Source organism: Ramlibacter sp. (genome assembly GCF_050250995.1).
Lineage (GTDB): Bacteria > Pseudomonadota > Gammaproteobacteria > Burkholderiales > Burkholderiaceae_C > Ramlibacter.
Genome location: NZ_JBFWNP010000097.1, coordinates 1 through 3,257 on the forward strand (window position 1 = coordinate 1; position 3,257 = coordinate 3,257).

Genomic DNA, 3,257 nt, shown 5'->3' on the forward strand with positions numbered 1-3,257 from the left:
AGGCGTGGTGACACGGAATCGGTGGAGGTAGGATCCGGGCATGACCATCACTCGCTGGCTGACCTGTCTGGTGCTGACGGCCGCGGCCGGTTCCGCCGCCGCGCAGACGCTCGGCGATGTGGCCCGTGCGGAGCAGGAGCGCCGGAAGTCTGTCGGCAAGCCCGGCAAGGTCTACACGAACGAGAGCCTGAAGCCCGAGCCGCTGCCGGCTCCGCCGCCGCTTCCGCCGGGTGGTGCGCCGGGCGCGGGAACCGGCGCCGGCGTGCTGGCCGCACTGGCGGCGAGCGGCGCGGCGCCGTCCACGGGCGCTGCCGCGGGCGGCGGGTCCGCAACGGCCGGTGGCGCCGCCACGCCAACCGCGGCCGGAAGTCCGCTGCCGACGACGGAATCGGGCTGGCGGGCTCGCATGGCGGAACTGCGCGGCAACGTGGTGCGGCAGCAGGTGCTGGCCGACGCACTGCAGTCGCGCATCAACGCCGCGCTGCTCGACTTTGTGAACCGCGACGACCCGGCGCAGCGCGCCGTGATCGAGTCGGATCGCAACCGCGCGATCGCGGAGCTGGAGCGCGTGCAGAAGGACATGAAGGCCGCGCAGCAGGCCGTGGCCGACGCGGAAGAGCAGGCGCGCCGCGCGAGCGTCCCGCCCGGCTGGCTGCGGTAGCGCCGCGTCTCCTTCAAGACCTACGACGTCCACTCGCAAGACCTGGATACTGCACGTGACTTCGAAGAAGGACCTCCAAACCCTCGCGGAGACCCGCCTCGGAGATGCTCAGTTGCTGCTCGATGCGGGGAGGTACTCGGGCGCCTACTACTTGGCTGGCTATGCGGTCGAACTTGGGATCAAGGCGCGGATTGCGAGTGTGTTCCAAGCCGACATGATCCCTGATCGATCCTTCGTAAACGCTGCGTACTCGCACAAGCTGGATGATCTGGTTGGCCTGGCCGGCATCAAGAGGCAGATGCAGGACGACATGGCGGCCGATCCGGTGTTTTCTGCCGCGTGGGGAATTGCGAGCAAGTGGAACGAGACCAGCAGATACGAGATGCGGGACCAGTTTGCTGCTGCTAGCATGCTTCAGGCGGTGGGTGACGTGAACCATGGAGTCCTGCGATGGCTGAAGAAGCACTGGTAGAAAGCGCCGTGACCGATTCGGTCAAGTTGGTCGAGGAACTCGACAGGCGAGGAGATACCCCGAGCAATGTGCTTTGGTATTTCTTCTCTGACGCGGAGACGTGGCGCCTCCTGGTGGCCGGCGAGACGTTCGATCCGTTCCTTCCCAAGGATGAGAGTCAGGCCTACCAGAAGATCGCGAGAGCTATCGGGAGCGCCAAGCTCACCTCGTTGTCGATCGCGGACGTGAAGTTGGTACGAACCGACGACTCACTCCTTCGCGCAACAAGGTTCGTCATCAAGACGCCGGCGAACGGCGTCGTTCGTGCGCACTTTCGAGACAACACGTTCAACGGAATCTTCGTCAAGGAAATGCTCGTGTTGCGAGCGGCGTGATCCGCAGGACGGTCGCCGCTGGACGACGCCCTGGCGTAACGTGCAATCCCTCCGGCTGATGACCGGCCAGACTAGATTCCGCTGAGGCCCAGCCGGACGAGCGCGGCGGTCAGCTCGTCCTCCGTCACGTCGTCCACGACGTCCGTCGTGCCGATGGACGTGCACAGCACGAAGTGGAGCCGGCTGTTCACGACCTTCTTGTCCCGCTTCACGGCCGCGAGGATGCCGGCGATCGGGAGGTCGGCGACCGGCGGCAGCGGCCCGAGTCTTCCGACGAGCGCCGCGAGCGCCGCGCGGTCCGCCTCCGGCAGCGTGCCGCGCGCCACGCCGAGGTCCGCGGCCAGCAGCATCCCCCACGCGATCGCCTCGCCGTGCCGGAACCGGCGATAGTGCGTCTCCGCTTCGAGCGCGTGGCCGACGGTGTGGCCGAAGTTCAGGATGCGGCGGAGGCCCGACTCGCGCTCGTCCGCGCTGACGACGTCCGCCTTGATCCGCGCGGACGCCGCGACGATCGGCAGCAGCACGTCCGGGTCGTGCTTGAAGACGGCGCGGGTCTTCTTTGTCAGCGTCTCGAACAGCGGACGGCTCGCGATCATCCCGTACTTGACGACCTCGTAGAGGCCGGACCGGAACTCGCGGCGCGGCAGCGTTGAAAGGACGCCGGGGTCGATCACGACGACGGCCGGCTGGTGGAACGCGCCGATCAGGTTCTTGCCGAGCGCGTGGTTCACGCCGACCTTGCCGCCGATCGAGCTGTCCACCTGGGCCAGCAGCGTCGTCGGCACGTGCGCGAGCGTGATGCCGCGCAGAAACGACGCGGCGGCGAAGCCGGCCATGTCGCCCACGACGCCGCCACCCACGGCCACCACCGCGCTGCCGCGATCCGCGCCGCCGGCAATCAGCGCGTCGTAGATCTTCTCCGTCGTGCGGACCGTCTTGTAGCGCTCTCCATCCGGCACGAGGACGACGGGGGCGTCGCCGAGCGCCTGCTGGATGCGCGCGCCGTGCAGGCGCCAGACCTTCGGGTTCGAGACGATGAAGCGCCGCCGGCCGACGCCGGCCTCGTCAAGGTGCGCGGCGAGCGCGTCGAGCGCGCCGGTGCCGACGAGGATCGTGGAGGGGCGCGAGCTGGTGCGGACCTCGATGCGTTCGGGTGTCTGGGATGCGGGCAACACGGCCTCTTGGAGCAGTCGTCGGCAGCGGCGTCGCCGGGCTGCGGGCGGCGCTGGCGCTGGCCGGATCCGGCACCGTCACCATCCTCACGAAGGCCGAACCCACCGAGAGCAACACGGGCTACGCGCAGGGCGGCATCGCCGCTGCGCTCGGGGCCGATGATTCGACCGACCTGCACCTGACGGACACGCTCGCCGCGGGCGACGGCCTGTGCGACCCCGCCGCCGTGCGCGTGCTCGTCGAGGACGGCGTGCGTGGCGTGCGCGAGCTGGTGGAGTGGGGTGCGGCGTTCGACCGGAGCGAGTCCGGCGAACTGGAACTGGCCCGCGAGGGTGCCCACTCCGTCCGCCGCGTCCTCCATGAGGGCGACGCGACGGGGCGGGAGATCGCGCGGGTGCTGTGGGAGCGGGTTGCCGCGGACCGGCGCATCCGCGTGTTCGACGACGCGCGGGTGACGGCGCTCGTCGTCGAGGACGGCGCGTGCCGGGGCGTGATCTACGCCGACCGGCACGAGCAGATGCATCGCGCCGGGGCGGCGATGACGCTCCTGGCCACGGGCGGCGCGGGGCAGGTGTTC

General features: G+C 69.5%; 5 protein-coding genes. 4 read left to right on the forward strand and 1 reads right to left on the reverse strand.

Features of this window, described 5'->3' with window-relative positions:
• Positions 1 to 40 precede the first annotated feature (40 nt).
• From AB7E83_RS27965 to AB7E83_RS27975, 3 genes are read left to right on the forward strand one after another with little or no spacing between them, the layout of a single operon-like run.
• Complete coding sequence (locus tag AB7E83_RS27965) at positions 41 to 661, forward strand: hypothetical protein (RefSeq protein WP_428574789.1); 621 nt, start codon at positions 41 to 43, stop codon at positions 659 to 661.
• Positions 662 to 716: 55 nt separating this feature from the next.
• Positions 717 to 1,133 (forward strand): hypothetical protein, encoded by a 417-nt coding sequence (locus tag AB7E83_RS27970; RefSeq protein WP_428574791.1) that lies wholly within the window; start codon positions 717 to 719, stop codon positions 1,131 to 1,133.
• Positions 1,112 to 1,507 (forward strand): hypothetical protein, encoded by a 396-nt coding sequence (locus AB7E83_RS27975; protein ID WP_428574793.1) that lies wholly within the window; start codon positions 1,112 to 1,114, stop codon positions 1,505 to 1,507. Before AB7E83_RS27970 ends, AB7E83_RS27975 begins: the two co-directional genes overlap by 22 nt.
• Before the next feature lie 71 nt (positions 1,508 to 1,578).
• Here the strand turns inward: AB7E83_RS27975 and aroB are convergent, their stop codons facing one another.
• Positions 1,579 to 2,682, reverse strand: a complete 1,104-nt coding sequence (aroB, locus tag AB7E83_RS27980; RefSeq protein ID WP_428574795.1) for a 3-dehydroquinate synthase — start codon at positions 2,680 to 2,682, stop codon at positions 1,579 to 1,581.
• Between aroB and AB7E83_RS27985 the strand changes: the two genes are divergently transcribed.
• Positions 2,670 to 3,257 (forward strand): FAD-binding protein (locus AB7E83_RS27985; RefSeq protein WP_428574797.1); only part of this gene is annotated, 588 nt, incomplete at its 3' end. The genes aroB and AB7E83_RS27985 overlap by 13 nt on opposite strands.